This is a genomic window from Polaromonas sp. (assembly GCF_029945685.1).
GTDB lineage: Bacteria > Pseudomonadota > Gammaproteobacteria > Burkholderiales > Burkholderiaceae_C > Polaromonas.
Genome location: NZ_JAQSDA010000007.1, coordinates 177605 through 202873 on the forward strand (window position 1 = coordinate 177605; position 25269 = coordinate 202873).

The window sequence follows — 25269 nt, forward strand, 5'->3', positions numbered from 1 at the left end:
AGAGAAAAGAAAACATGGTCACCAAAAAACCCAAAGGCCTGGGCCGAGGACTCGAAGCCCTGCTGGGCCCCAAGGTCAGCGAATCTGCCAGCGCCGACAACACCAACAGCAGCGCCACCAGCCCCGGTCAGCCCGCCTCGCTGCTGCTGACCGACCTGGTCGCCGGCCAGTACCAGCCGCGCACCCGCATGGACGAGGGCGCGCTCTATGAGCTGGCCGAGTCCATCAAGGTGCAGGGCATCATGCAGCCGATCCTGGTGCGCCGGCTGACCAGCGGCGCCAACGACGGCAAGTACGAAATCATTGCCGGCGAGCGGCGCTTCCGCGCGGCCAAAATCGCCGGGCTCGACAGCGTGCCGGTGCTGGTACGCGACGTGCCCGACGAGTCGGCCGCAGCCATGGCGCTGATTGAAAACATCCAGCGCGAAGACCTGAATCCGCTGGAAGAAGCCCAAGGTTTGCAACGCCTTATCAAGGAGTTTGGGCTCACTCACGAACTGGCGGCCCAGGCCGTGGGCCGCTCGCGCAGCGCCGCCTCCAACCTGCTGCGCCTGCTGAACCTGGCTGAACCGGTGCAGACCATGCTGATGGCGGGCGACATCGACATGGGCCATGCGCGGGCGCTGCTCGCGCTGGACCGGGCCACGCAGATCACCGCCGGCAACCAGATTGCCGCCAGAAAAATGTCGGTGCGCGAGGCCGAAAGCCTGGTCAAGAAGCTCAGCGCCGAGTTCTCGCTCAAGCCGCAGAAAAACACCAAGGAAAAGTCCCGCGACACCCGCCGGGTGGAAGAAGAGCTGGCGGACCTGCTGATGGCCGACGTGGAAGTGCGCGTCAAAAAGCAGGTCAAACGCAATGGCCGGCGCGAGGACACCGGCGAAGTTGCCATCCAGTTTGCCTCCCTGGACGAGCTCAACGGCCTGATCGAGCGCCTGCGCGGCACAAAATAGGCAGCGCAGTCTTCCTGTTTCCACGGAGCAAGTGCGCCTGCGTCCTACGTCCGAACAGGGGCTGCGCAGGCGGGCGAGCGCACAGGCCCGCAGACATCATGGCGGCATTGACTATTTCAGGCCGATCCATGAACCCCACCGCCCCCCAGCCGATTTCCCGTCCCTCGCTGGCCTTGCTTGGCACCGAGCCCTGGCGCGCCGCCTATGAATTTGCGCAGCACAAACTGGCCCGCCGGGCGCCGGTGCCGCCCGGCGACGGACACCCGGTGATCATCTTCCCCGGCCTGGGCACCGATGGTGCGGCCGTGGCGCCGCTACGCGACTATTGCGACATCCTGGGCTACAGCGCGATGGACTGGGGCCGGGGTTTCAACACCGGTCCGCAGGGGGATATTGACACCTGGCTGGCCGAACTGGCGGAGCATGTGTCCGGCCTGCTGGACGGACATTCGCAGCGTGCGACGCTGATTGGCTGGAGCCTGGGCGGGATTTACGCGCGCGAGCTGGGCAAGCTGATGGCGCCCCGCCTGCGCCAGGTCATCACCATCGGCACCCCGTTCAATGGCACACCTGACCACACGTATGCTGGCTGGCTGTTTCGCCTGCTCAATGGCGCTGCGCCGGCGACCGACCCGGCTTTGAGCGAGCGCCTGCGTACCCCGCCGCCCGTGCCGACCACCTCGATCTACAGCCGCTCCGACGGCGTGGTTGCCTGGCAAAGCTGCCGCCATGACAAGACCGGTGCGCAGGTCAGCGATGTCGAGGTCAAGGGCAGCCACATCGGAATGGGCTGGAACCCGGCCGTGCTGCAGGTGGTGGCGGAGCGGCTCGGCAAGCCGCAGTAGTGCCCGGCGCGGCCTGACGGCTGGCCGGTTGGCCGATTGGATCAATCCCTGTCTCGGCGCGGCCACATCCCCCGGCGTGAATAAGTTGCAGCCGGCCAGGCGCTTCGGCCGGTCTGGTGGCGCGCGCACGTGTGCTTCTCGCGCGGGTCCCAGCGGGCTCACCTGTTCATGGGATGGTTGGCGCGGCGGCCCACGGCCATACTAATTTGTAACCGGCGGCTGACATTTGGAGTGATGGGTTGCCGGTGGCGTTCGTTGACCGGACGTTTGTGCCCCCGTTGTCAGGAAAGAACCCCCATGTATTCATCTTCCGCCAAAACCGCCTGCCTGTTGTTGCTGGCTTGCAGCCTGGCCGCCTGCCAGACCAACCCGCCCCTGCAAAACGCCACCGGCGTTTCGTCGATGGATGTCGACCCGGGCCGCAAGGGGCCGGTGTCCGGCGTCGGCGTCGAAAGCCAGGACATCCTGGCCATGACCGACCAGATGATGCGCGACATGCTGGCCGAGCAGGTCTTTGCCGAAACCGGCAAGCGCCCGCGCGTCATCATCGACAGCCAGTACTTCGTCAACGAAAGCTCGCAGGCGATCAACAAGAACCTGATCACCCAGCGCCTGATGGTCAACCTGAACCGCGCCGCGCGTTCGCGCATGCAGTTCATCAACCGCCAGAACACGGCCATGATCGAGCAGGAGCGCGCGCTCAAGCGCAGCGGCACCACCGATGTCGGCACCACCGGCCTGACCAAGGCGCAGCTCGGCGCCGACTACCGGCTCTCCGGAAAAATCGGCTCGCTCGACAGCCGCAACACCAGGACCGGAATGATCCAGCGTTACACGCAGATCGCCTTCGAGATGACGGACCTGGAGTCCGGCGAAATCGTCTGGAGCGGCATCTATGAATTTGCCCGCGCCGCGGCCGACGACGTGATTTACCGCTGACCAGAACCACAGGGAGCTTTGCGCATGATCCGTCTTCTTCTTCTTCTTGCAGGTGTGACTGTGGCCGTGCTGGCCGGCTGCGCCCAGACCCAGTCCACCCCCCCGACTTTTTCCGGCTGTCGGACCTGGGAGCAGCAGGCCGGTGCGCCGCACCTGGTGTCGGTGGCCGTGCTCTCGCCCGAACTCGCGAAGGTCATCGGCGTGCAGGAGATCTCCACCTCGCGCACCGGCACCGGCCTGGCCGCCGTGCAGACCACGGTTTACAACTGCTCCGATGTCGATGTGGTGCTGACCATGCGCACGCGCTTTACCGGCAACCGCGGCCAGAGCGAGCCGCCCAGCGCCTGGAAAACCGTGTTCCTGGCGCCCCGTGGTCAGGCGACCTACGGCGAGTCGGCCATCTCGCAGGCAACCGACAAGGTGGCGGTGGACATCAACGACGGCAACCGCGGCCAGTCGCAATTCGCACCGGGTCAGACCTACCAGGTGCCGCTCAAATAAAAAAGGCAGGCCGCCCGGCCGCCCCACCCAAAGAGGCTTTCCATGAAGCGTCCTGCCCTGTCCCTTGGCCTGGCCGTGCTGGCTGCCGCCGCGTTTGCGCAGGCCCCGGCCCCCGTCATTCCTGAAAGCGCTTACCGCCGGGACATGCCCGACACGCTCACGCCGCCCCCGGTGGTCGTCACCACCGGGCCGCAGTTCAACCGCGCGGCTTTCAGCAGCGCTTACGCGCGTGCGGGCCGCCCGGCCATGGCGGTGTTGTGGAACCGCGAGTTCACCGACGTGCTGCAGCAAGGCAGTGCCTCGCAGGTCAGCATAGACACCTTGCGCGCCGGCGCGTCGAGCGGGGAGGCGGTGCGTGTGCCCGGTTATGCCGCGGCGCAGGTCAGCGGCGCGGTGGTCGGCAACACCACCATCACCTCCCAGGAGGTCAAAAGCCAGCAGGCGCAGCGCAGCGGTCCCGTCGAACGTGTGGACCTGCAGATGCGCAGCGCCTTCATGCAGACCCTCGCGGCATCGGGTGTCCGGCTGGTGGACCGCAACGTGGTCATGCGCACCACCGCGGCGCGACAGAAGGGCGGCAGCCTGGACACGCAGCAGGTCGAAACCGAGGCCCTGACGCAGAACGCCAGGTTGTTGATGGAAGTGCTCAACACGCGTGATGCATCGTCGCCCACCGGGTGGGCCACCTATGTGTCGATCAAGCGCCTGGCCGACGGCGTGGTGCTGGCGGAGGGCTACATGAACGGCCGCCCGCCCGAAGACGCGCCCAGGGCCGCGCCCCGCTTCGAGGCCGACCCGCGCGGCGGCTTCCGTGAAATCGTCAAGCCCGTCACCGTGGGCGACACCGGCAAGCTGGTGGCCGAACAGACGCTGGCCCGGCTTGGCGAGGCATTGGCCCGATAACCAGACCAGCAGGGGAGTTTTCATGATGAAGCGGTCGTTCTTCAGGACCCACCGTGGCGCTGCCGTGCTGCTGGCGGCGGTATTGGCGAGCCCGGCGCAGGCCCAGTTTGGCGGCATGTTCCAGAGCCTGATGCAGGCGCCCCTGCAGCCGGCCCAGCAGCAGGCGGCGGCCCAGGCCGCCGCCCAGGGGCGGGCCAAGCCCGCCAGGCGCTGGGCACCGGCCGCGCCGGTGCCGCCCGACACACTGGCCGCTGCCGCGGTGTTTGCCGAAAGAATGCCCAGCGTCGAACTGCGGCCGCTGTTCCAGCGTCTGTACATCGAAGGCGAGCGCAATGCCACGCTGAACTTCCAGCGCATCGGCATGGCGGCGCTGTCGCTGGGCAACATCGACCTGGCAGAAAAGGCCTTCGACGCTGCCGTCACCCGCATTGAGATGATTTATGCCGACAACCCCGAGGCGCAAAAAGCCAAGTCGCTCTGGACGGCCGAAAAAATCAAGGACTACAAGGGTGAGCCTTATGAACGTGCCATGGCGCATTTCTACCGCGGCCTGGTGTACGCGGCCAAAGGCGACTTCCAGAACGCACGCGCCCTGTTCAAGCAGGCCGACTACCAGGACACGGTGGCCGAGGCCGAGCAGTACGCCGGTGACTTCGGCCTGATGCCTTTCATGGCCGGCTGGGCCAGCTACTGCGATGGCAACACCGGCATGGCCCAGGATTTCCTGCAGCAGGCCATCAAGGGCGATGGCAACTACAGCGCGGTCCGCGTTGACCAGCCGGTGCTGGTGCTGTTTGAAAGCGGCCGCTCGCCTTACAAATACGGCAGCGGCAAGTCGGGCGAGATCCTCAAGTGGCAGTCCCATGAGCTGCCGGTGCCGACGGCGAAAAGCGCCTGTACCGCCGCCGGCACGTTGGACTGTGCGGTTGGCAGCTTCGTGATGGGCGCCGACCTCGGCTTTCAGGCGACCACGCGCGGCGGCCGGCCCATCGACGGTGTGCTTAACGGCAAGGCCTCGTTCAAGGAGGGCGCGCAAGGCGTGGCGACGGTGGCCAGCGCGGTGGGCGACATCGGGCTGCTCGCCGCGGCCACCACCGGCAACCGCGATGCCGCAGGCATTGGCATGATCGGGCTGTTCGCCGGCCTGGTGGCGCAGGGCATGGCCAATGCCACGCAGGCGCAGGCCGACATCCGTGACTGGGAGCAATTGCCCGCCACCATATGGGTGGGAACGGGCGCGCAGAAATCAGCGGCCAGCAGTTTGAGTGTGGCCCTGGACACGGCCGGCAGCGCATCGCAGATGACGGCAGCGCGACTGGTCAATACCCCGTCGTGCCAGCTTTACTGGGGCCGCTCGCTGGCGCCGCTGAGCCTGCAGGCGGAGGCCGGCCCGATCGAGCCCGGCGCGCACCCGCGCGACCCGGTGTTTCGCCGCGAGATCGAAGCTTCGCTGGTGAATTGACCGGCTGACAGACCACCAGGACCCGCGTGCGGTTTCCTGCTCCTGACGCGGCGCCGTCCGCTTCTCCCCGTCGGTGCAAGGCCCCCGCAGTTACGCCAGAAAACGCTTTCAGGTAGGATGAAAAATCCTCGATAACAAGCCGGTACGGCTGAGCTTCGTGGCCCAAGGATTGACCCCTGGCCTTGGCGTGCAGCGCCATCAGCCTTGACATTTTCAGCGTGGCACCGTTCGCAGGCGTAAAAACAGAGACGATGAAAAACTCCCGCCTGATGCTTGTCGACAGCGACGACTACACCTCGTCGGTTCTTCTGGCTGGTTTGGCCGAGCGGGGCTTTGGCACGGTGCAAGCGGTCGTCAGCACGCTGGGGCTTCCCAGGGTGCTCGAGGCCGAACCGCCCGACGTGGTGATCTTCAACTACCACGCCGACCAGCCTGACAGCCTGAGCGCATGCAGCACGGTCAAGGCGATGGTTCCCCGGGCCGCCACGATTGTCATCGTGTCGCCTGGTCCCGCGCTCAAGGCTGTCCGAGCCTGGGCCAGGCAAACGCGGAGCATCGACGTTGTCATCGAAAAACCGCTTTCTGACGAACGTTTCTTCATGACTCTGGAAGAGATGCTCCGGGTCAGGGCGTCTTCCCGCGAGGCGACCAGCCGGGCAGAACGCCTGGCCAGACTGGTGCCTGAAGGCGCCTTGCCCCTGATTGAGCAGGGCTCCCACAGAGAAGCCGAAATGTTCGATGCCGCGGTTCTGTTTACCGACATCCGGGGGTCTTCCCAGTTGATCCGGGAAATGCCGCCGCGGGATTTTTTTGAAGACCTGAACCAGTTGCTCAGCACACAGGCGCGGCATATCCAGAAATACCGGGGATCGGTCATCAAGTACACCGGAGACGGTGTCATGGCGGTCTTCAGGGGCATGGGGCGGTCCTATCTGGCCTTGCGTTGCGGGCTCGAACTTGCCGAACTCCACAACAACGAGAAATTTCCGTTCGGCATTGGCATGGCCCAGGGGCTGGTGCTGGCGGGGCTGATCGGGGACTCGAATCAGGCCGGGCAACGAAGCCAGTACGACGTGGTGGGCGCCACGGTGCACCTGGCATCGCGTTTGTGCGGGCTGGCCAACGCCGGTGAAGTGGTCACCACCAGGAGCATGAATGTGGCGGCGAGGGTGTCGATGCCGGAACCCAGGCCGCTCCCGGGTGTGTCGGTCAGGGGGTTTGACAAGGACATCGACTGTGTTGTGTTTGCCCCTTCAGTGGGTTTCACCAGAACTTCAGGAGCAACGTGAATGAAAGAGCAATTCAATCCCGCGCAGATCAGCAAGGTCATTGACCAGGCGCTGGTCTACCAGTGCGCCTGCCCGGCGCAGGTCTGCCGCGCCATTTTCGAGTTGCGCGAGTTGTACGAATACCAGATGAATTGCGCCAGCGATTCGGCCAATGACGAACTCGTGCACAAGACCATCGCAGCGGCGACCGAGAAAGCGCACGAGCTGATGGAGGAATGCCTGAAGAAAATCCTGGACATCGAGGGCTGGGATCAAGCCACGTTTGCGATGCCCGAAGGGCTGAAGAAAAGACCTGCGAAACCGCTTTGAGCCGGGCGGCCTCGCCGTGTCAGGGCGGCAGGTCCTGCTACTCGCGCGGCACCGCCAGCCACGCGCCCAGCCCGGCACCCAGGGCGGCCGCTGCCGTGCGACCGCTGCCGCCGCCAAAGCGGCTGCCCACCAGCCCGCCGACCAGCGCGCCACCGGCCGCCTCGTTGCTGTAGCCGCCTTGCGCCGCCATGGCGCCGGCCGCCGCGCCCATGGCGGCACCGGCGACCTGCCCATTGCCCTGGCCAAAGCGGCTGCCCACCAGCCCGCCAATCACGGCACCGGCCGCGACGCGGCCCCCATCGTTATGAAGTGCGGGCGCTGCCTGGCTTGCCGCCGCCTGGGTCAGTGCCGGGTGCCCGTAGTTGACCGGGGGTGGACGGGGCGCGGCGCAACCGGCCAGCAGGCCAGCGCCGAGTAACAGGGAAAGGACGGAAAGGGCGGACAAGGTTTTCATGCAGGCTCCCGTGTTGGAATGACGAGAATACCGCGCCGGGCTTCACATTTCAAGCCGAAATGGCCTCTAGACCCCGTTGATCGGGCGCCGACAGCTATAAATTCAATAGCAATTTGAAGAAAACCCAAGGGCCTGTTCCGCTCGTCCGCATCGTGGTGTGCGGAGAAGGCGCGGCAGCAAGCGCGTCAGGTCGCCGCGGCCTTCACAGGGTGAAAATCTTGCCCGGGTTCATGATGTTGTGCGGGTCCAGTGCGCGCTTGATGGTGCGCATCATGTCCACCGCGCCGTTGCCCGCCTCGGTCACCAGAAAGTCCATCTTGTGCAGGCCAACGCCGTGTTCACCGGTGCAGGTGCCTTCCAGGCGCAGGGCACGCGCCACCAGCGTGTGGTTCAGCGCCTCGGCCGCCACGCGCTCTTCTGGCTTGTCGGGATCAATCAGGTAGCCGAAGTGGAAGTTGCCGTCGCCCACGTGGCCGACCAGGAAGTAGGGGATGCCGCTGGCATCGGCTTCGCTGACCGAGTCCAGCAGGCAGTCGGCCAGGCGCGAGATCGGCACGCAGGTGTCGGTCGAGATCGCGCGGCAACCCGGCCGCGACTGGATCGCCGCGAAGTAGGCGTTGTGCCGCGCGGTCCACAGGCGCGTGCGTTCCTCGGGAGTGCTGGCCCATTCAAAGGCGTTGCCGCCCATGTCCGTCGCAATCTCCTGTACCGTCTCGGCCTGTTCCTTGACGCTGTTGGGCGAGCCGTGAAACTCCATCAGCAGCATGGGTTCCTCGCGCAGGCCGAGTTTGGCGTAGGCATTGACCATGCGCACGGTGTTGGCGTCAATCAGCTCGACACGTGCAATCGGAACACCGAGCTGGATGATCTGGATGGTGGTGCGCACCGCCGCCTCGATGCTCGGGAAGGAGCAGATCGCGGCCGAGATCGCCTCCGGCAGCGGATACAGCTTGACGGTGATTTCGGTGATCACGCCCAGCGTGCCTTCGCTGCCCACCATCAGGCGGGTGAGGTCGTAGCCGGCCGATGATTTCTTGGCACGCGTGCCGGTGCGGATGACCTCGCCGCTGGCGGTCACTACTTCAAGCGCCAGCACGTTTTCACGCATGGTGCCGTAGCGCACGGCGTTGGTACCGCTGGCGCGGGTGGCGCTCATGCCGCCTATCGTGGCATCGGCGCCCGGGTCGATGGGGAAAAACAGGCCGGTACTTTTGACCTCTTCATTGAGCTGCTTGCGCGTGACGCCGGCCTGCACCGTCACGGTCAGGTCCTCGGCGTTGATGGACAAGACCTTGTTCATGCGGCTCACGTCAATGCTGATGCCGCCCTGCACGGCCAGCAGGTGGCCTTCGAGCGAGGTACCGACACCAAAGGGAATGACCGGCACCTGGTACTGCGCAGCGAGCCTGACCGCATCGGCCACGTCGGCCGTGCTTTCGGCAAACACCACAGCCGCCGGTGGCGGCGCTGCAAACGAGGACTCGTCGCGGCCGTGCTGCTCGCGCACCACGAGGGCGGTGGAGCAGCGCTCGGCAAAACGCTCTTTCAGGGCCTCGATCAGGGCCTGCGGCACAGCGCGCAGATTGAGTTGGGGCAGCAGGTGGTCGGGATGGGTGGGGGCGTTCATGGTGTCTCCGGTCTGAGGCCCCAGTTTACGACGAGTCCCGGGCCCGTGGGGGGCCGTGCGGCGCCATCCCACGGGCTGCCTGGCCACCCGCTTCAGGACTTCAGCGCGATTTCAAACTCTTCGCGCGATACATGGCTGTCCTTGTTCGTGTCAATCTGGTCAAAGCGCTGCTCGACGGCGGGAAAACGGGCAGCCTCCTGTCGGCTGAGCTTGCCGTCCTTGTTGGCATCGGCACGGATGAAGGCCGCGCCCACCTCCTGGCTGGGGGGGCCGGACTGTGGGGAAGCACTCTGGGTAGAGGGGGTGCCCGGGGCGGTGCCCTGCGCGTGCGCAACCAGCGCGGCACCGACAGTCAGCGCGGCGAGCAGTGCAACACTGCGGAGCTCGAAGTTGGGAATAGAATGAAAAGCAGACGTCATCGAGACAAGTCCTTGAAGTTGAAGAAGCCGTCATTGCAACGCAGCGAGCCCGCGCCGGCCAGCACTCTTGCACGCTGTTGCCTCATTGACATCATCGGACGTTCCCCAACATCTTCTTTCCCCGCGTAACCTGCCGGACATTCACCCATGGCCAATCGACTCACACAAATAGCCACCCGCACCGGCGACAACGGCACGACCGGGCTCGGCGACAACACCCGCGTGTCCAAGGACAGCCTGCGTGTGCATGCCATGGGCGATGTGGATGAACTGAACTCGCAAATCGGCGTGTTGCTGTGTGAAGAGATGCCGGCCGACGTGCGCGAACTGCTGGTCGAGGTGCAGCACCAGCTCTTCAACCTGGGCGGTGAGCTGTCGATTCCCGGCTTCGAACTGCTCAAGCCCGAGGCGGTGGCGCTACTGGATGCGGCACTCGAAAAATACAACGCCACCTTGCCGCGCCTGCAGGAGTTCATCCTGCCGGCCGGGTCGCGCGCCGCCGCGCTGGCGCATGTGTGCCGCACTGTGGCCCGGCGCGCCGAACGTGCGGTGGTGGCCCTGGACAAGGCCGAAACGCTGAACGAGTCGCCACGTCAGTACCTGAACCGCCTGAGCGACCTGCTGTTCGTGTTGTCGCGCGTGCTCAACCGCATGAACGGCGGCGACGACGTGTACTGGAAAAGCGAACGCATGGCCCGCACGGCGGCGGACTGAGCTGCGCATCGCTACTGTATTGATAGCTGTTTGCGCTCGTCCCATAAGGGCTCAAGGCCGATTTGACTCTTAACGAGGCGCCAGCATCGCCATGGTGATGCGCGAGACGCAGGTCAGTTCGCCGGCCTCGTTGGTCAACTCAATGGCCCAGACCTGGGTGCTGCGGCCGATGTGCACCGGACGGGTGGTCCCGATGACCCAGCCGCTGGTGACGCCCTTGAGGTGGTTGGCGTTGATGTCCAGGCCCACCGTGCGGTGGCCTTGGGGCGCCGCAAAGGCGGCGCCGCAGGAGCCCAGCGTTTCAGCCAGCACCACCGACACCCCGCCGTGCAGCAGGCCATAGGGCTGGCGCGTGCGTTCATCGACCGGCACGCGGGCCCGGATGAAGTCGTCGCCGACCTCCAGGAATTCGATGCCCAGGTGCGTCACCGCGCTGTTGGCGTTGTTGAGGGTCAGCAGCTCGACAGAAATGGCTTGTTTCCAGATACGCATCGTGGTTCCACAGGGCTTCAAAAAGGCTTGAAGCCCAGACTATAAAGAGATTGCGGCCTACAAGCGGCGCGCGGCCGGTCTCGTATGCTGGCAAAAACAGGTGACAGACGGGGCAACAACCGCGGAAGGCAGCATGGCACGCAGGCAAACATGGATGGTGGTGGCAGGAGGTCTGGTGGTACTGCTGGGGGCCTTGTGGCTGGTGCTGGTTTGGCTCATCCCCAGTGACGACGATCTGGCCGCCCAAGCCGCTGGCGAGTTGCAGGCCCGGCTCGGCGTACCGGTGCGGCTGGGTGCGTTGCACTGGCGCCTGCTGCCGGTGCCGGCCATCGTGATGGAAGACTTGGCGACCGACCAGCCGCAGCCCATCACCGTCAAAAAACTCACCGCCTATCCGGAGCTGGCTGCCTTGCTGCAGCGGCGTGTGGTGCTGGACCGTGTGGAACTCGACGGCGCGGTGGTGCCGCAGCTGTCCTTGCGGGCGCTGGACGGAGCGTTGCGCGGCGCCCCCGCAGAAGCTGCTGAAGCTGCGCAGGCCGGGGCCACGCCGTTGGCACGTTTCGAGTTTCGCGACTTGACCTGGCTGTCGCGTTATGGCGTGGCGGTGGTGTATGACGGTGAGATCGATTTCGATCCGGGCTGGCGGCCGCGCCTGGCGGTGTTGCGGCGCCCCGGTGTCACGCCGGCCACCGACCTGAGCCTGACCCGGCAAGGACAGGAAGACCGCTGGGCCATCCGCAGCCATGTGGGCGGTGGCACGGCCGATGGCGAGGTCCAGTTGCAGAGCCGTACCGACGGCCGCCTCGCGCTGAACGGCCAGTTGCAGCCCCGTGGGGTCGATGTGGCCAGCGCGGCCACCGCCTTCAACCGCAAGCCGGTCATCGCCGGCAAGGCTTCGGGGAACACCGTGCTGTCGGCACAGGCGGAGACGCTGGTCGGACTGGCGCAGTCGCTGCATACAAAAACAGTGTTCACCATGGGTGCGTCCACCCTGTTGCGCGTCGATCTGGACAAGGCCGTTCGCAGCCTCGGCGAGGATCATGCGGGACAAACACCGCTCGACACCGTGTCCGGCCAGCTCGACACCCAGAACACGCCGCGCGGCATGGTGATGCAATTCACCGGAATCAAGGCCCGTTCCGGGGCTCTGAGTGCTTCCGGCCAGGCCCGGCTGGCCAACCGGCACATCGAGGCCGAATTCGCGGTGGACTTGGTGGACGGCATCATCGGTGTGCCGCTGGTGCTCAGCGGGCCGGTGGACAGGGTGGCGGTGTCGGTCCCCCGCGGCGCGGTGGCCGGCGCGGTGCTCGGCACGGCGGTGCTGCCCGGCATCGGGACAGCGATCGGCGCGCGCCTGGGCGCCACCCTGGGCAGGATCTTCAACTCCGGGCCGGCTCGCCAGTCCGGCACGGCCACACCCGCTGCGCCGGGAACGGCCCCCTGAGCGGAACCGGCCCGCCGCTCCCGTCGATTCCAGACGGCGCCTGAAGCCCGGCCGTGTGGGCACCGCTGGCCCCGGAAAGTGCATCTGGTTAACATAGGGGACGCAGGCGTCTTTGTGGCGTTGCACCCGTCGGTCGTCGTGCGCTGCCAGATCACTCCCATTTTTCCCGAGGTGTTCATCATGTCCAAGCCGTCACAACCGTCCCCGTCGTCTGCCCCCTCTGGAGATACGCCGCTGGAGCGCGCGCTTGATCGGAACGAAACGGTCGAGCAAACCGTGAAACAGTCCGGCGCCGAACTGTTTGTGATCAACGCGGTGCTCAAACAGGAAATTCCCGGGAGTGTCCAAACCGGCGATGTGGCCCAGGCGCTACAAAAGACCAGCGAACTCGAAGGCAAGATCCAGGAGTCTGCCCAGGATCTCGCGCATGTCAACGAGCTGCTGGAACAGGAAATTGACGAACGCGCTGATGTCGAGCGCGAACTCGCGGATACCAAGGCAGCCCTGGCCAAGGCCAAGGCCAAGTAGCAGCGCACCCCGAGCCGGGCGGCCGCTGGGGCCGCTTCCTGCTACTTCCGGCGGTTCAGCAGGGCGTACAGCAAGATGGCGCCGAAGGTGGCCGTCCCTATGCCGCCAAGCGCAAACTGGCCGAACTTCAGTGTGAAGTCCCCGGTGCCCAGCACCAGCGTGATGGCTGCGACCAGCAGGTTCCGGTTGTCGGAAAAATCGACCTTGTTGTCGACCCAGATCTTGGCGCCGGCCACCGCAATCAGGCCAAACACCACGATGCTGACGCCGCCCATCACCGGCAGCGGAATGGCCTGGATCAGTGCACCGAACTTGGGGCTGAAGCCCAGCACCACCGCAATCAGGCCGGCGACCACAAACACCGCCGTTGAGTAAATTTTGGTGGCAGCCATCACGCCGATGTTTTCAGCATAGGTGGTGACGCCGGTGCCGCCCGAGGCGCCGGACACCATGGTCGCCACACCGTCGCCGATGAAGGCGCGGCCCATGTACTGGTCGAGGTTTTTGCCGGTCATCGCGGTCACGGCCTTGATGTGGCCGAGGTTTTCCGCCACCAGGATGATGGCCACCGGCGCAATCAACAGCATGGCATTGGCGCTGAACACCGGGGCGGCGAAGCCGGGCAGGCCGAACCAGGCGGCATTGGCAATCGGCGAGAGGTCCACCGGCTTGCCCAGCCCGAGTCCGTTGGTCAACACCGCATACACCAGCGTGGCGACGATCAGGCCGACCAGGATCAGCAGGCGTTGCACCATGCCGCGTGTCATCACGGCGACGAGTGCCACGCTGACAAAGGTCACGACCTGCATCCAGGAGTCAAAGTTGCTGGCGGCCATGTTCTTGATCGGGATGCCGGCCAGGTTCAGGCCGATCACCGCCACCACGGCGCCGGTAACCACCGGTGGCATGAAGCGCTCGATCCAGCCGGTGCCGATGGCCTGCACGATGGCGCCGATGACTGTGTACAACACGCCGCAGGCGATGATGCCCCCGAGTGCCACGCCGATGTTGGGGTTGGGCCCCTTGCCGGCGTAGGCGGTGGCAGCGATCACCACGCCGATGAAGGCAAAGCTGGAGCCGAGGTAGCTGGGCACCTTGCCGCCGGTAATCAGGAAAAAGATCAGCGTGCCCACGCCGCTCATCAGGATCGCGATGTTGGGGTCAAAACCCATCAGGATGGGCGCCAGCACCGTGGCGCCAAACATCGCAATCACGTGCTGCACACCCATCACCGCCGTTTGCGGCCAGGGCAGGCGTTCATCCGGCCCGATCACCCCGCCCTGCTGCAGCACCGCGCTGCTTTTCTCTGTCCAGTCCAGCATCCCCATGGCATTCCCTCCAGTTTTTGTCAAATGGGGCAATGCTAGGGGTTATGGCGGGCGCGCACAAGCTGTTTGATGGCTGTGCTGGCGCCGCAAGGGTTGCGTATTTTCAGGCGAAGTTTTGCTGAAACAGCCCTATCGCGTGCAGGCCCGCCGTGTCCGGTGCGCGCCCGGGCGAGGGTTTGGGCGCATGGCTGGTTTCAGGCCAGGAACGCGGCGACCTGTCCCAGCACCGCGTCGTCCTTGAGGAGCCTGCGATGGCCCAGGCCCTCGGTGGCCAGCAGGCGTGCACCTTCAATCGTCTCGCTGTAGGCCACGCCGTCGGCAAAAGGGTTGATGCTGTCCTGCCGGTCATGCACCACCAGCGTGGGCAGGGTGATACGCGGGCCGACAGCGGCGGGTTCGAACTGCGGCATCAGGATGGCTTCGCGCGCTTCAATGCGTTGCTGCATCGCCGCCCGGGTGGTTTCTCGCAGGCCAAACACATGCGCGAACAGGCGGGTGTATTCATGCGGGGAAGCCGGCGGTGCCAGCAGCACCAATCTATCCACCGGCAGGCCGCGGCTGACCGCGTAGGCGCTGGCGTTGGCAGCCAGCGAGTGCGCAACCAGCGCGTGCACCTGGTGGCCTTCTTGCCGCAGGCGTGCCACGGTGTAGTCGATGGCACGCGCAAACTGCGGCAGGTTGCTGGTCGAGCCCGCACTGCGTCCGTGTGCCGGCATTTCAAGCAGTACCGGCCGCAGCCCCTGCGCCCGCAAGGCATCCGCCAGTGCCAGCATCTGGCCGGCGTGGCCGCCCCAGCCATGCACCAGCAGCGCCAGCGGGCCATACGGCGCCACCGGCCGGTCATAGACGGTCAGGCAGGCGTGCTCGAAGGACCATTGGATGATGTGCCAGTCTTGCGACCAGCTTCTGCGCCGGTGCAGCCATCGGGGCGGCAGGGGTGTGCCAAACAGGCGATGGGCGGCGCGCACGGCCAGGGCCGGCCAGAGGTGCTGCGACGCGCGCAGGCCCCAACGGAACAGCCGGGTCACGGGGCTGGCGCCATAGAAGGCAGCGGTGGCTTCAAGTGAGGTGCGTGTCATGGAAAATTCCTGGTTGGTTTTTCCGGTTCAGTACCAGATCCAGTCTTCATTGCTGTGCGGCAGGCAGCGCAGCGATGCGAGGGCGGATTGCGCGGCACGGCCGGCCGCCAGCACGGTAATGGCGAGGAGGAGGAACAACATGGCAGTTTCCTTTCTTCGCACGATTGTGCGAAATATGGACCAACAAAAAGCCCTTGTGGGGCTGACAAAAAATCATGGCTGGAAACTTGGCTGGTAACTTTTGACCAGGCGCTGCCAGCTGGCCTGCGCCCGTTCCGAGGCGCGGGGGTCGCGCAGGAAGCGCGTGTCGTGGATCAGGCCCAGCATCAGGGCGTAGATTTCGGCCACCAGCTGCTCGGGGTCGGTGTCTGACCGGAGGTCGCCGCTTTCAACGGCCTGCACGATGGTGCGGCGCAGCGCGGCGCGCCAGCGTGTGATCTCGCCGTGCAGGTGGTCGCGCAGGGGGCCTTCGCGGTCGTCCAGTTCAAAGGCGCCGGCGCTGTACACGCAGCCGGTATGCGCCTCCACGTCCCGCGTGCGCACAATCCAGCGCTGCACAATCGCGTTCAGCCGCGGCAGGCCTTTGGGTTGCTGGACGGCGGGTACAAACACATCGGCCAGAAAACGCCTGCCGAACTCGTCGATCACGGCTTTCTGCAGGGCCTCGCGCGAACCGATACGTGAAAACACCCCGCTCTTGGACAGACCGAGGCGGTCGGCCACAGCCTGCAGTGTGATGGTCTCCAGTCCCTCGGCCAAGGCGAGATCCAGCGCCGCACCCACAATGGCGGCGCGGGTCATCTCGCTTTTCTGGGTTCTGGCATCCATGAGCAGATATTAGCACAGTCGTGCGATTTTTGGGTGGACACGCTTTTTTTGGCTGAGGGGCGAGGCCGAGGACCCGACAGACCCTGACGGTCGGCGCGGCGTTTCTCCTACAGCCAGGCCGCGCTGGTCGGGCAATGATCAGTTTGAGCACATCGCTCTCACATTTTTGGAGACCCCATGAAAAAGCAATCCCTTGTCCTGACCCTCGCCGCCCTGGCCTGTACCGCTGCCTTTGCCCAGGCACCCGCTGGCGTGGCTGCCACGCCTTCCGCACAAACCAACCCGACCGCATCCGGTGGCACCCCTGCCGCCAAGGCCGAGATGAAAGTTGACGCCAAGAAGGCCAATGGCTCGACCCTGTCCGCCCAAAACCCCGTGGCCGGTTCCGGCGGCGCTGCTGCCAACGCCCAGATCAATCCGTCTGCCTCCGGTGGCACGCCCGCCGCCAAGGCCGAGATGAAGGTCGGCGCCAAAATGGACAACACGGCCATGAACAGCATGGACACCAATGGCGACGGCATGGTTTCCTCGAAGGAGTGGAATCGTTATCAGATGGCGATGTGGAAAAGCATGAAGCCGACCAAAAACGGCATGGTGCCCATGACCGACGTTGAAATGATGATGAAGGGCACGCCCAAATAAGGGACGTGTTCTGCACCGGTTGCAGCGAGCGTCAACAGCGCCTGCTGCCATCACGCAGCGGGTCTTGACCCGCCTCTAGGCTGCCTTCTGGCGGCCTTCTGTTTTTGCGGTGATCAACCCGCCTGCCCGTCGCCAAGGCGGATGCCCGTGCGGCGGAGGGCCTGCTAAGCTTTACTCATGAGCGTCCCCTACCTTCCCCAGATCCGCCTGTACCAGAACTGGCTGCGCGACACGCACCAGCTGTCTTTTGACAACTATGACGCGCTCTGGCGCTGGTCGGTGACCGACCTCGACGCCTTCTGGCAAAGCATCTGGGACTATTTCAAACTGCAGTCGCCCACGCCGCCGACCGGCGTGCTGGTCGAGGCCAAAATGCCGGGTGCGCGCTGGTTTCCCGGGGCCCAGTTCAACTACGCGCAGCAGGTGTTCCGGCATGTCGACAGCGCCCATGCGGCGGGTTTTCCCGCATTGCTCAGCCACAACGAAAAAAGCCTGGACAGCTCGCCCGCACGCGAGCTGAGCTGGCCCGAATTGCGCCGCCAGGTGGCGTCGCTGGCGCTGCACCTCAAAGCCCAGGGCGTGCTGCCGGGCGACCGCGTGGCGGCCTACCTGCCCAACATTCCCGAGACCGCGGTGGCTTTCCTGGCCGTGGTCAGCATAGGCGGCGTGTGGAGCATCTGCGCCCCCGACATGGGCACGAATGCCGTGCTGGACCGCTTCCGGCAGATCGAACCCAAGGTGCTGATTGCCTGCGATGGCGTGAGTTACGGTGGGCGCGACATGGACCGCACGGCGGTGGTGGCGGAGATCCGCGCGGCCCTGCCATCGCTGCAGCATGTGATCGTCCACTACAACCTCGACGCTACAAATTTCATAGCTGACAGCGCACGGTTTGAAAGCGCTACCGCCCAAAATGATGCGAAAACTTCGGCGTTTGAACCGCTCTGGCTGCCGTTCGACCATCCGCTGTGGATCGTTTATTCGAGCGGCACCACCGGCCTGCCCAAACCCATCGTGCACGGGCATGGCGGCACGGTGCTGGTGGCGCTGGCGCTCAAGACCCTGCACAACGACATCGGCTGCAGCTACGCGGCCAACTCCCTCGGTGAGCGTTACCACTGGTACAGCTCCACCGGCTGGGTCATGTGGAACGCGCAGGTCAGTGGCCTGCTCAACGGCACGACCTGCTGCATCTATGACGGCAACCCCGGCGGCAGCAAGGACAAGCCGGACTGGACCACCCTGTGGCGTTTCGGCGCAAAACTGGGCGTGACGTTTTTTGGCGCCGGCGCGGCATTTTTTGGCAATTGCCTGAAGGCCGGTGTGGACCTGTCGACCTGTGGTGACCTCTCGTCCGTCCGCGCGCTGGGCACCACGGGTTCGCCGCTGTCGCCCGAGGCGCAGACCTGGGGCACCGAGCAGTTCCGGCGCATTGCCAGAACCGCAGCGCAACAGGACATCTGGTGGTGCAACATCTCGGGCGGTACGGACTTCGCGGGTGCCTTCATCGGTGGCAACCGAGAGTTGCCGCAGGTGCCGGGCGAGATGCAGTGCCGCCTGCTCGGCTGCGCGGTCGAGGCCTGGAACGAACAGGGCCAGCCGGTGATCGGCGAAGTCGGCGAGCTGGTCTGCAGCCAGCCGATTCCCTCGATGCCGCTGTACTTCTGGGGCGATACCGGCAACGCGCGTTATATCTCGAGTTATTTCGACATGTACCCCAATGTCTGGCGCCACGGCGACTGGCTCAAGATCACGCCCTCGGGCAGCTGCATCATCTACGGCCGCTCGGATGCCACCATCAACCGCCACGGCCTGCGCATGGGCACCAGCGAGCTGTACAGCGCGGTCGAGGCCCTGCCGGAAGTGATCGACGCCATGGTGGTGGACCTGGAATACCTGGGCCGCGAAAGCTACATGCCGCTGTTTGTGGTGCTGCGCGAAGGCGTAGCCCTGGACGATGCGATGAAGGCCAGGCTCAACCACGCCATCAAGACGGCACTGTCCCCGCGTTTTGTCCCCAATGAGATTTTCCAGGTGCCGGAGATTCCGCGCACCCTGTCGGGCAAGAAGCAGGAGCTGCCGATCAAGAAACTGCTGCTGGGCCAGCCGATCGACAAGGTGGTGAACCGCGACGCGATGGCCAACCCCGGTTGTCTGGACTGGTATGTGGCTTTCGCCGCAGCCCGGGCGTCCCAACCGGGCTGACCCGCAGGCAGGCCAGCCGCGTCAGGCCACCGGCTTGCGGTTGACCAGCACGATGCCCCGAGCCCCCGCACCAGCGCCGCCAGCAATCCGGGCGCCGCCGCTTCCTGCAGCAATAGCCTGCCAAACAAGGGCGCGAACGGCGGCGTCAAAAAATACGAAAACCGGAATCAGGCTCGCAGGCAAGCTCCCCACATGCCTATGCAGGTCAGGTAGCTGGCAAATACTCCGCCAGCCTCTGCCTGCCGCCGACCGCGCAGACCGGGGCCCGGCCACCTGAATCGAGTCGCCCCTGAGCTCCGATACGACGGCTCCAACCGGGTTGGGACGTGGCTCGGGCGTACTCGTCCTGTGTGGCGACTGTGGTCTGCGCGGTTACCGGCCGGACTCCCGCGCGCCATGCCGTGCCCTGTCGTGCCAAGTCACCCCTCCTCCTTCATGGCGAAGATGTCATGGTTGACTAAATTAGTCGGGATACTTATAGTTGACTAAATCAGTTGGGTATCCATTCTTTTATCAGGGATATCCCTCCCCGAAAGAATAACCAGGCGGTCGCAGACGGCGGCCCGGCAGCAACCCAGGAGTTTGAGCCATGACCATGACATTGACCGAGAACGCAGCCCTGCAGATCCAGCGCCGGCTTGAAAAGCGCGGCAAGGGCATTGCCCTGCGTATTGGCGTCAAAAAAGTCGGCTGCACCGGCCTGGCGCACACCTTTGAGCTGATCGACGAGCTCGGCCCGGGGGACCACAGCTTCGAGTCGCATGGCGCGCGCATCGTGGTCGATCCCGCCAGCTTTGAATTTCTCGACGGATCACGCATCGACTTTGTCACCGAGGGCCTGAAGCAGAGCTTCAAGTTCGACAACCCCAACGTCGACAGCGAATGCGGCTGCGGCGAAAGCTTCAACGTCAAGAAAAAAGCCGGCCCCGTCCCAACGCAAGCGACGTAACCGCCCCAGGCGACGTCAGGGCCTCACCGGCCGCGCTTTCTTCCAGCCATAACACAAGCCAGAAGGATCACCATGAGTGCAGTACTGCAGCAACTCGTCAACCAGCCCTACAAGCACGGCTTTGTCACGGACATCGAATCCGATGTCGCGCCCAAGGGGCTCAGCGAGCAAACCATCCGCATGATTTCGGCCAAGAAAAACGAGCCCGCCTGGCTGCTCGATTTCCGGCTCAAGGCCTACCAGGCCTGGCTGCAGATGACCGAGCCGGCCTGGCCCAACGTGCATTACCCGAAAATCGATTTTCAGGCCATCAGCTACTACGCGGCGCCCAAGCAAAAGCCCAAGCTGAGCAGCATGGACGAGGTCGATCCCGAGTTACTGCGCACCTTCGAGAAGCTCGGCGTGCCGCTGCACGAGCGCATGGCGCTGGCTGGCGTGGCGGTCGACGTGATTTTTGACAGCGTGTCGGTCGCCACCACTTACAAGGCCAGGCTGGCCGAGGCCGGCATCATTTTCTGCTCGATGTCCGAAGCCGTGCTGGAGCACCCGGAACTGGTGAAGCAGTACCTGGGCACGGTGGTGCCCACGGGCGACAACTACTACGCCGCGCTCAACTCGGCAGTGTTCACCGACGGCTCGTTCTGCTTCATCCCCAAGGGGGTCAAGTGCCCGATGGATTTGTCGACCTACTTTCGCATCAACACCGAGGAGTCGGGCCAGTTCGAGCGCACGCTGATCGTGGCGGAAGAGGGCGCTTCGGTGTCTTACCTCGAAGGCTGCACCGCGCCCGCCTTCAGCAGCAACCAACTGCATGCGGCGGTGGTGGAGCTGGTAGCGCTGGACAACGCCGACATCAAGTACTCGACGGTGCAGAACTGGTACGCGGGCGATGAAAACGGGGTGGGCGGCATCTACAACTTCGTCACCAAGCGCGGCCTGGCCAAGGGCGTGAACTCGCGCATTTCGTGGACCCAGGTCGAGACCGGCTCGGCCATCACCTGGAAGTACCCGTCGGTGATTCTGCGCGGCGACAACTCGGTCGGCGAGTTCTATTCGGTGGCGGTGACCAACCACCACCAGCAGGCCGACACCGGCACCAAGATGATCCACCTGGGCAAGAACACGCGCAGCACCATCGTCAGCAAAGGCATCTCGGCCGGACAGTCGAGCAACAGCTACCGCGGTCTGGTCAAGGTGGCGCCCACGGCCACTGGCGCGCGCAATTATTCGCAGTGCGACTCGATGCTGATCGGCGACAAGTCCGGCGCGCACACCTTTCCCTACATCCAGGTGCGCAACCCGAGTGCCCAGGTCGAGCACGAAGCCTCGACCTCCAAGATCGGCGAAGACCAGCTGTTCTATTTTGCCCAGCGCGGCATCAGCGCCGAAGCGGCGGTGTCCATGATCATCAATGGATTTTGCAAGGACGTTTTTCAACAACTGCCGATGGAATTCGCGGTCGAAGCGACCCAGCTGCTCGGCTTCAAACTCGAAGGAGCGGTCGGATGATTCACCCCAACAGCCCGGTTTTACTCGACGTGCGCGGCCTGTGCGCCAGCGTCAACGGCATCGACATCCTCAGGGGTCTGGACTTGACGGTCAGGCGCGGCGAGATCCACGCCATCATGGGCCCCAACGGCTCGGGCAAGAGCACCTTTGCCAAGGTGCTGGCCGGCCACACGGCCTACACGGTCACCGCCGGCAGCGTGCAGTTCGAAGGCCAGGACCTGCTGGCGCTGGCGCCCGAGGCGCGCGCCCTGGCTGGCATGTTCCTCGGTTTTCAGTACCCGATTGAAATCCCCGGCGTGGCCAACAGCCAGTTTTTGCGCCTGAGCTACAACACGCTGCAGGCGCAACGCGGCCGGGAAGAGCTGGACCCGCTGGAGTTTGACGACTTCGTGCGCGAGAAAATGTTGCTGCTCGAGATGAACCCCGACTTTCTGGACCGCAGCGTCAACGAAGGATTTTCGGGCGGCGAGAAAAAGCGCAACGAAATTTTGCAGATGGCGCTGCTGGAGCCGCGCCTGGCGATTCTGGACGAGACCGATTCCGGCCTGGACATCGACGCGCTGCGCATCGTCTCGCAGGGCGTGAACCAGCTGATCACGCCCGACAACGCCGTCATCCTGGTGACGCATTACCAGCGGCTGCTGAACTACATCGTCCCCGACTTCGTGCATGTGATGGAGGCCGGCCGCATCATCAAGACCGGCGGCAAGGAACTCGCGCTGGAACTCGAACAACGCGGCTACGACTGGGTCAGCGCCGAGCACGAAGCGGCGGACGGAGCGCGAGCCGAAGAGGTCAGCGCATGAGCAGCACCACCGCCCTTCGTCCGCCCGTGGTGGACCACCTGGGAACGCTGCTGGCCGGCCAGCAGCCGCGGGCGCCCAGCCCCTGGGCGCACGTCAACGCGCTGCGCGAACAGGCGCACACCGCTTTAGGCGCGCTCGCCATGCCGACGCTGCGCGACGAGGCGTGGCGCTTCACCGACCTGGCGCCCCTGCACCGGCTGACGTTCCAGCCGGTGCTCGCGGCTCCCCGGCTGCAGCCCGCCGACATCGCGCCGTTTGCCCTTGACGACGCTGCATGTCGGCTGGTGTTTGTCGATGGTGTTTATGCGCCGCAGCTGTCCAGCCCAGCCCCCGAGGGTGGCGTGGTCGTGACCGACCTCCCGACCGCCATGGCCACGCATGCCGCCGCGCTGGAGGCCCAACTGGGCGCGCGGCAGATGCTGGGTGACAACGTGTTTGCCGCGCTCAACACGGCTTTCTTGCAGGATTTGGCGGTCGTGATGGTGCCGCGTCATGTGGCGCTTGCCGCGCCGGTGCATCTGCTGTTCGTGGCCACGCAGGCGGGCGCGCTCAGCCATCCGCGCTGCCTCGTGCTGGCCGAAGCGGGCAGCCGCGTGACGCTGATCGAAGACTACGTGGCGCTCCAGGATGCGGCCAACCTCGCCTACCTGGTCAACGCGGTGACGGAAATCGTGCTGGCTGAGCAGGCGCAGCTCATGCACGTCCGCGTGCAGCGCGATGGAAGGCACGCGTTTCACATCGCCAACTGCGCGGTGTCGGTGGGGCGCTCGGCGAACTACCAGTCGGTCAGCGTGGCGATGGGCGCGCAGCTGTCGCGCTACCACCTGAGCGTGGTGCTGGGCGAGGGCGCCGAGTGCGCGGTCGACGGCCTCGCGCTGCTGGCCGGCAGCCAGCTGGCCGCCACCCACAGTTGCATTGACCACGCCCAGCCGCACGGCACCAGCCGCCAGCTGCACAAGTGCATTGCAGGCGAAAGCGCGCATGCGGTGTTCAACGGCAAGGTGATCGTTCGCCCCGGCGCGCAGCGCACCGACTCCGCGCAGTCCAGCCGTAACCTGCTGCTGAGCAGCCGGGCGCAAGTGGATACCCAGCCGCAGCTGGAGATTTTTGCCGACGACGTGAAATGCACGCACGGCGCCACCATTGGCCAGCTCGACGCCGAAGAAGTGTTCTACCTGCAGAGCCGCGGCCTGTCTGGGAGCGCCGCGCGCCAGCTGCTGACCTACGCCTTCGGCGCCGAGATCATCGAGCGCATTCCCGTGCCCTCGCTCAAGCACCAGCTGCAGCAGCGCATGCTGGATCAAACCGGCAACCAGCCATGAACGCACGCGCCGAGCCAACACACGTCACGCCGGCCTACGATGTCGAGCGTGTGCGCGCCGACTTTCCCATCCTGCAGGTCGAGGTCGAAGGCAAGCCGCTGGTCTACCTGGACAACGCCGCGTCGAGCCAGATGCCGCAGCCAGTCATCGACCGGCTGGTGCGTTACCAGACCACCGAGCACGCCAACATCCACCGGGCGGTTCACACGCTGTCTGAACGGGCCACCGCCGCCTACGAGGAAGCGCGCGCAAAGCTGCAGCGTTTCATCAACGCGCCCGACGTGCGTGAAGTGATCTTCACCAGCGGCACCACCGAGGCCATCAACCTGGTGATGCACGGTTACGGCCGCAGGTTCATCAAGGCCGGTGACGAGATTATCCTGACCACGCTGGAGCACCATTCCAACATCGTGCCGTGGCAGATGCTGGCCGAAGAAACCGGCGCCATCCTCCGCGTGCTGCCGATCAACGACGCCGGCGAGCTGTGCCTGGATGACTTCGAGCCGCTGTTCAACGCCCGCACCAAACTGGTCGGCGTGAGCCATGTTTCCAACGCGCTGGGCAGCATCAACCCGGTCAAGCAGATGATTGCGATGGCGCACGAGCGCGGCGTGCCGGTGCTGGTCGATGGCGCCCAGGCCGCGCCGCACTTGGCCGTAGACGTGCAGGACCTCGACTGCGACTTCTACGCCTTCTCGGGCCACAAGCTGTGCGGCCCGACTGGTATTGGCGTGCTCTACGGCAAGGCGGCGCTGCTTGAAAAAATGCAACCCTTCAAGGGCGGCGGCGACATGATTTTGTCGGTATCGTTCGAGAACACCGTCTACAACACGATTCCCTACAAGTTCGAAGCCGGCACGCCGCCGATTGCCGCCGCCATCGGGGTAGGCGCGGCGGTCGATTACCTGTTGGCCATCGGCATGGACACCATCGCCCGGCATGAGCACGCACTGCTGCAGTACGCCACCGGCCAGCTGAATGACTTGCCCGGCCTGCGCCTGATCGGCACCGCCCAGGACAAGGCGGCGGTGCTGTCCTTCACGCTGGACGGCATCCACCCGCACGACGTCGGCACGCTGCTGAACCAGGAGGGCATCGCTGTGCGCACCGGCCACCATTGTGCGCAGCCGGTGATGACGCGCTTCAAGGTGGCGGCCACCACGCGCGCCTCGTTTGCCTTTTACAACACCATGGCGGAAGTTGATGCGCTGGTGGCCGGCATCCGCGGCGTGCAGAAAGTGTTTGCTTAATGGCCGACTACAAAGCGCTCTACCAGGAAGTCATCCTGGACCACAACAAAAAGCCGCGCAACTACGGCACCCTGGAACACCCCAGCCACCACGCCGAAGGCCACAACCCGCTGTGCGGCGACCACCTCAGCGTGGCCCTGCAACTGCAGGACGAGACCATAGACGAGATCGCGTTCCACGGCGAGTCGTGCGCCATCTGCAAGGCGTCGGCCTCGATGATGACGGCCGCCGTGAAGGGCAAGACGCGCGAGCAGGCCCAGGCGCTGACCCAGGAGTTCCTGGCCATGGCCACCGGCAAGCTCGACCTGAGCCAGCCCAACCAGATCGGGCGGCTTGCGGTGTTTGCCGGCGTGCGCGACCTGCCCACCCGCGTCAAGTGCGCGATCTTGCCGTGGCACACACTGCAGGCCGCCTTCAATTCGCAGGGCACGGCCAGTACTGAAGCCTGATGTTGTTGATGACTGCCGACCCCCAG

At 65.1% G+C, this 25269-nt stretch carries 26 protein-coding genes; 19 read left to right on the plus strand and 7 right to left on the minus strand.

What is annotated here, in order from left to right:
* The first annotated feature begins 14 nt into the window (after nucleotides 1-14).
* From PSV26_RS04860 to PSV26_RS04895, 8 genes are all read left to right on the plus strand, one after another.
* Nucleotides 15-950 carry a ParB/RepB/Spo0J family partition protein gene (locus PSV26_RS04860; protein WP_300568417.1) on the plus strand — a complete coding sequence of 312 codons (936 nt, stop codon included), beginning with the start codon at nucleotides 15-17 and terminating at the stop codon, nucleotides 948-950.
* A 128-nt stretch (nucleotides 951-1078) separates the two neighbouring features.
* Nucleotides 1079-1795 carry an alpha/beta hydrolase gene (locus PSV26_RS04865; protein ID WP_300568420.1) on the plus strand — a complete coding sequence of 239 codons (717 nt, stop codon included), beginning with the start codon at nucleotides 1079-1081 and terminating at the stop codon, nucleotides 1793-1795.
* Between the two features lie 297 nt (nucleotides 1796-2092).
* Nucleotides 2093-2734, plus strand: coding sequence for a penicillin-binding protein activator LpoB (locus PSV26_RS04870; protein WP_300515647.1), 642 nt, complete (start codon nucleotides 2093-2095; stop codon nucleotides 2732-2734).
* Nucleotides 2735-2758: 24 nt separating this feature from the next.
* Nucleotides 2759-3235, plus strand: coding sequence for a hypothetical protein (locus PSV26_RS04875; RefSeq protein ID WP_300568423.1), 477 nt, complete (start codon nucleotides 2759-2761; stop codon nucleotides 3233-3235).
* Between the two features lie 42 nt (nucleotides 3236-3277).
* A complete protein-coding gene (locus tag PSV26_RS04880; protein ID WP_300568426.1) occupies nucleotides 3278-4138 on the plus strand; it encodes a hypothetical protein in 861 nt (286 codons plus the stop codon).
* A gap of 22 nt (nucleotides 4139-4160) precedes the next feature.
* Nucleotides 4161-5600 carry a hypothetical protein gene (locus tag PSV26_RS04885; RefSeq protein WP_300568429.1) on the plus strand — a complete coding sequence of 480 codons (1440 nt, stop codon included), beginning with the start codon at nucleotides 4161-4163 and terminating at the stop codon, nucleotides 5598-5600.
* A gap of 251 nt (nucleotides 5601-5851) precedes the next feature.
* Nucleotides 5852-6889, plus strand: a complete 1038-nt coding sequence (locus tag PSV26_RS04890; RefSeq protein ID WP_300515656.1) for an adenylate/guanylate cyclase domain-containing protein — start codon at nucleotides 5852-5854, stop codon at nucleotides 6887-6889.
* The gene (locus PSV26_RS04895) at nucleotides 6890-7198 is read left to right on the plus strand and encodes a hypothetical protein (protein WP_300568432.1); all 309 of its coding nucleotides are present in this window, start codon (nucleotides 6890-6892) and stop codon (nucleotides 7196-7198) included.
* Nucleotides 7199-7235: 37 nt separating this feature from the next.
* On the opposite strand, the gene PSV26_RS04900 is transcribed toward PSV26_RS04895, so the two are convergent.
* The 3 genes from PSV26_RS04900 to PSV26_RS04910 form a co-directional block, all read right to left on the minus strand.
* Entirely contained in the window at nucleotides 7236-7652 is a 417-nt protein-coding gene (locus PSV26_RS04900) for a glycine zipper 2TM domain-containing protein (RefSeq protein WP_300568435.1), read from the minus strand.
* A 202-nt stretch (nucleotides 7653-7854) separates the two neighbouring features.
* Nucleotides 7855-9279 carry an FAD-linked oxidase C-terminal domain-containing protein gene (locus tag PSV26_RS04905; RefSeq protein WP_300568438.1) on the minus strand — a complete coding sequence of 475 codons (1425 nt, stop codon included), beginning with the start codon at nucleotides 9277-9279 and terminating at the stop codon, nucleotides 7855-7857.
* A 92-nt stretch (nucleotides 9280-9371) separates the two neighbouring features.
* A complete protein-coding gene (locus tag PSV26_RS04910; protein WP_300568441.1) occupies nucleotides 9372-9698 on the minus strand; it encodes an EF-hand domain-containing protein in 327 nt (108 codons plus the stop codon).
* Nucleotides 9699-9845: 147 nt separating this feature from the next.
* Here PSV26_RS04910 and PSV26_RS04915 point away from each other — a divergent pair, with 147 nt between their 5' ends.
* The gene (locus PSV26_RS04915; protein WP_300568444.1) at nucleotides 9846-10412 is read left to right on the plus strand and encodes a cob(I)yrinic acid a,c-diamide adenosyltransferase; all 567 of its coding nucleotides are present in this window, start codon (nucleotides 9846-9848) and stop codon (nucleotides 10410-10412) included.
* A gap of 69 nt (nucleotides 10413-10481) precedes the next feature.
* On the opposite strand, the gene PSV26_RS04920 is transcribed toward PSV26_RS04915, so the two are convergent.
* Nucleotides 10482-10904 (minus strand): hotdog fold thioesterase, encoded by a 423-nt coding sequence (locus PSV26_RS04920; protein WP_300515674.1) that lies wholly within the window; start codon nucleotides 10902-10904, stop codon nucleotides 10482-10484.
* A 133-nt stretch (nucleotides 10905-11037) separates the two neighbouring features.
* Between PSV26_RS04920 and PSV26_RS04925 the strand changes: the two genes are divergently transcribed.
* Nucleotides 11038-12348: a hypothetical protein gene (locus tag PSV26_RS04925; protein WP_300568447.1), complete on the plus strand. Its 1311-nt coding sequence runs from the start codon at nucleotides 11038-11040 to the stop codon at nucleotides 12346-12348.
* 180 nt (nucleotides 12349-12528) lie between these two features.
* A complete protein-coding gene (locus PSV26_RS04930; RefSeq protein ID WP_300568450.1) occupies nucleotides 12529-12876 on the plus strand; it encodes a hypothetical protein in 348 nt (115 codons plus the stop codon).
* Between the two features lie 41 nt (nucleotides 12877-12917).
* Here PSV26_RS04930 and PSV26_RS04935 read toward each other — a convergent pair whose 3' ends face one another.
* From PSV26_RS04935 to PSV26_RS04945, 3 genes are all read right to left on the minus strand, one after another.
* Complete coding sequence (locus PSV26_RS04935; protein ID WP_300515684.1) at nucleotides 12918-14204, minus strand: solute carrier family 23 protein; 1287 nt, start codon at nucleotides 14202-14204, stop codon at nucleotides 12918-12920.
* Nucleotides 14205-14398: 194 nt separating this feature from the next.
* On the minus strand, nucleotides 14399-15283 hold the full coding sequence (locus PSV26_RS04940) for an alpha/beta fold hydrolase (RefSeq protein WP_300568453.1): 885 nt from the start codon (nucleotides 15281-15283) through the stop codon (nucleotides 14399-14401).
* A 213-nt stretch (nucleotides 15284-15496) separates the two neighbouring features.
* Nucleotides 15497-16111 (minus strand): TetR family transcriptional regulator C-terminal domain-containing protein, encoded by a 615-nt coding sequence (locus PSV26_RS04945; RefSeq protein WP_300568456.1) that lies wholly within the window; start codon nucleotides 16109-16111, stop codon nucleotides 15497-15499.
* Nucleotides 16112-16288: 177 nt separating this feature from the next.
* On the opposite strand from PSV26_RS04945, the gene PSV26_RS04950 reads away from it, so the two are divergent.
* From PSV26_RS04950 to sufU, 8 genes are all read left to right on the plus strand, one after another.
* Complete coding sequence (locus PSV26_RS04950; protein ID WP_300515693.1) at nucleotides 16289-16753, plus strand: hypothetical protein; 465 nt, start codon at nucleotides 16289-16291, stop codon at nucleotides 16751-16753.
* Between the two features lie 177 nt (nucleotides 16754-16930).
* The gene (locus PSV26_RS04955) at nucleotides 16931-18958 is read left to right on the plus strand and encodes an acetoacetate--CoA ligase (protein WP_300568459.1); all 2028 of its coding nucleotides are present in this window, start codon (nucleotides 16931-16933) and stop codon (nucleotides 18956-18958) included.
* A 589-nt stretch (nucleotides 18959-19547) separates the two neighbouring features.
* Nucleotides 19548-19907 carry an iron-sulfur cluster assembly accessory protein gene (locus tag PSV26_RS04960; protein WP_300568462.1) on the plus strand — a complete coding sequence of 120 codons (360 nt, stop codon included), beginning with the start codon at nucleotides 19548-19550 and terminating at the stop codon, nucleotides 19905-19907.
* Nucleotides 19908-19979: 72 nt separating this feature from the next.
* On the plus strand, nucleotides 19980-21416 hold the full coding sequence (gene sufB, locus PSV26_RS04965; RefSeq protein ID WP_300568465.1) for a Fe-S cluster assembly protein SufB: 1437 nt from the start codon (nucleotides 19980-19982) through the stop codon (nucleotides 21414-21416).
* A complete protein-coding gene (gene sufC / locus PSV26_RS04970; RefSeq protein WP_300568468.1) occupies nucleotides 21413-22222 on the plus strand; it encodes a Fe-S cluster assembly ATPase SufC in 810 nt (269 codons plus the stop codon). The genes sufB and sufC overlap by 4 nt, the downstream gene beginning before the upstream one ends.
* The gene (sufD, locus tag PSV26_RS04975; RefSeq protein ID WP_300568471.1) at nucleotides 22219-23544 is read left to right on the plus strand and encodes a Fe-S cluster assembly protein SufD; all 1326 of its coding nucleotides are present in this window, start codon (nucleotides 22219-22221) and stop codon (nucleotides 23542-23544) included. The genes sufC and sufD overlap by 4 nt, the downstream gene beginning before the upstream one ends.
* Complete coding sequence (locus PSV26_RS04980) at nucleotides 23541-24794, plus strand: cysteine desulfurase (protein WP_300568474.1); 1254 nt, start codon at nucleotides 23541-23543, stop codon at nucleotides 24792-24794. The genes sufD and PSV26_RS04980 overlap by 4 nt, the downstream gene beginning before the upstream one ends.
* Nucleotides 24794-25243 carry a Fe-S cluster assembly sulfur transfer protein SufU gene (gene sufU, locus PSV26_RS04985; RefSeq protein WP_300568477.1) on the plus strand — a complete coding sequence of 150 codons (450 nt, stop codon included), beginning with the start codon at nucleotides 24794-24796 and terminating at the stop codon, nucleotides 25241-25243. Before PSV26_RS04980 ends, sufU begins: the two co-directional genes overlap by 1 nt.
* The last annotated feature ends 26 nt before the right edge of the window (nucleotides 25244-25269 follow it).

Coding starts and splice junctions, on each gene's coding strand:
- PSV26_RS04895 (WP_300568432.1), top strand. CDS start 6,890: ATGAAAGAGCAATTCAATCCCGCGCAGATCAGCAAGGTCATTGACCAG.
- sufD (WP_300568471.1), top strand. CDS start 22,219: ATGAGCAGCACCACCGCCCTTCGTCCGCCCGTGGTGGACCACCTGGGA.
- PSV26_RS04925 (WP_300568447.1), top strand. CDS start 11,038: ATGGCACGCAGGCAAACATGGATGGTGGTGGCAGGAGGTCTGGTGGTA.
- PSV26_RS04865 (WP_300568420.1), top strand. CDS start 1,079: ATGAACCCCACCGCCCCCCAGCCGATTTCCCGTCCCTCGCTGGCCTTG.
- PSV26_RS04960 (WP_300568462.1), top strand. CDS start 19,548: ATGACCATGACATTGACCGAGAACGCAGCCCTGCAGATCCAGCGCCGG.
- PSV26_RS04870 (WP_300515647.1), top strand. CDS start 2,093: ATGTATTCATCTTCCGCCAAAACCGCCTGCCTGTTGTTGCTGGCTTGC.
- PSV26_RS04875 (WP_300568423.1), top strand. CDS start 2,759: ATGATCCGTCTTCTTCTTCTTCTTGCAGGTGTGACTGTGGCCGTGCTG.
- PSV26_RS04930 (WP_300568450.1), top strand. CDS start 12,529: ATGTCCAAGCCGTCACAACCGTCCCCGTCGTCTGCCCCCTCTGGAGAT.
- PSV26_RS04890 (WP_300515656.1), top strand. CDS start 5,852: ATGAAAAACTCCCGCCTGATGCTTGTCGACAGCGACGACTACACCTCG.
- PSV26_RS04940 (WP_300568453.1), bottom strand. CDS start 15,283: ATGACACGCACCTCACTTGAAGCCACCGCTGCCTTCTATGGCGCCAGC.
- PSV26_RS04935 (WP_300515684.1), bottom strand. CDS start 14,204: ATGGGGATGCTGGACTGGACAGAGAAAAGCAGCGCGGTGCTGCAGCAG.
- sufB (WP_300568465.1), top strand. CDS start 19,980: ATGAGTGCAGTACTGCAGCAACTCGTCAACCAGCCCTACAAGCACGGC.
- PSV26_RS04880 (WP_300568426.1), top strand. CDS start 3,278: ATGAAGCGTCCTGCCCTGTCCCTTGGCCTGGCCGTGCTGGCTGCCGCC.
- PSV26_RS04885 (WP_300568429.1), top strand. CDS start 4,161: ATGATGAAGCGGTCGTTCTTCAGGACCCACCGTGGCGCTGCCGTGCTG.
- sufC (WP_300568468.1), top strand. CDS start 21,413: ATGATTCACCCCAACAGCCCGGTTTTACTCGACGTGCGCGGCCTGTGC.
- PSV26_RS04910 (WP_300568441.1), bottom strand. CDS start 9,698: ATGACGTCTGCTTTTCATTCTATTCCCAACTTCGAGCTCCGCAGTGTT.
- PSV26_RS04955 (WP_300568459.1), top strand. CDS start 16,931: ATGAGCGTCCCCTACCTTCCCCAGATCCGCCTGTACCAGAACTGGCTG.
- PSV26_RS04905 (WP_300568438.1), bottom strand. CDS start 9,279: ATGAACGCCCCCACCCATCCCGACCACCTGCTGCCCCAACTCAATCTG.
- PSV26_RS04900 (WP_300568435.1), bottom strand. CDS start 7,652: ATGAAAACCTTGTCCGCCCTTTCCGTCCTTTCCCTGTTACTCGGCGCT.
- sufU (WP_300568477.1), top strand. CDS start 24,794: ATGGCCGACTACAAAGCGCTCTACCAGGAAGTCATCCTGGACCACAAC.
- PSV26_RS04980 (WP_300568474.1), top strand. CDS start 23,541: ATGAACGCACGCGCCGAGCCAACACACGTCACGCCGGCCTACGATGTC.
- PSV26_RS04950 (WP_300515693.1), top strand. CDS start 16,289: ATGAAAAAGCAATCCCTTGTCCTGACCCTCGCCGCCCTGGCCTGTACC.
- PSV26_RS04920 (WP_300515674.1), bottom strand. CDS start 10,904: ATGCGTATCTGGAAACAAGCCATTTCTGTCGAGCTGCTGACCCTCAAC.
- PSV26_RS04860 (WP_300568417.1), top strand. CDS start 15: ATGGTCACCAAAAAACCCAAAGGCCTGGGCCGAGGACTCGAAGCCCTG.
- PSV26_RS04945 (WP_300568456.1), bottom strand. CDS start 16,111: ATGGATGCCAGAACCCAGAAAAGCGAGATGACCCGCGCCGCCATTGTG.
- PSV26_RS04915 (WP_300568444.1), top strand. CDS start 9,846: ATGGCCAATCGACTCACACAAATAGCCACCCGCACCGGCGACAACGGC.